Annotated in this window: 1 protein-coding gene; it reads left to right on the forward strand. The window is 70.7% G+C overall.

The window, feature by feature from the left end:
* Window positions 1–168: 168 nt before the first annotated feature.
* Entirely contained in the window at window positions 169–369 is a 201-nt protein-coding gene (locus J0695_RS40720; RefSeq protein WP_206969835.1) for a beta propeller repeat protein, read from the forward strand.
* Window positions 370–543: the final 174 nt, after the last annotated feature.

The following is a 543-nucleotide window of genomic DNA, read 5'->3' on the forward strand; positions in this document are numbered from 1 at the left end:
GCGGGCGACGGCCCGGTCGAACTCGTCCAGGGTTTCGATCTCACGATCCGTGTTCTGATCCACCCGGCCATGCTACGGGCGTACGGGGACATCCGTTGCGGACGAGCGGAGGCCCGGGTGACTGTACCCGGGCCTCCGTGGATCGAACCGCGGTCAGAGCTTCATGCGGTGCACACCCCCCTGCACGGTGCCGACGTAGAGCCAGCCGCCCGCGGCGGCCGGGGCGTGCTGCGCTCCACCGACGGCGGCCGGAGCTGGCACAACGTGTCCACCGGACTGCAGAACACGAACGCCACCAGCCTGGCCGCCGCGGGCGGCTGGCTCTACGTCGGCACCGTGCAGGGGGGTGTGCACCGCATGAAGCTCTGACCGCGGTGCGATCCACGGAGGCCCGGGGGCAGTCACCCGGGCCTCCGCTCGTCCGCAACGGATGTCCCCGTACGCCCGTAGCATGGCCGGGTGGATCAGAACACGTATCGTGAGATCGAAACCCTGGACGAGTTCGACCGAGCCGTCTCCCGCGGCCCGCTGGGCGGACACCGC

Source organism: Streptomyces beijiangensis (assembly GCF_017315755.1).
Classification (GTDB): Bacteria; Actinomycetota; Actinomycetes; order Streptomycetales; family Streptomycetaceae; genus Streptomyces; species Streptomyces beijiangensis.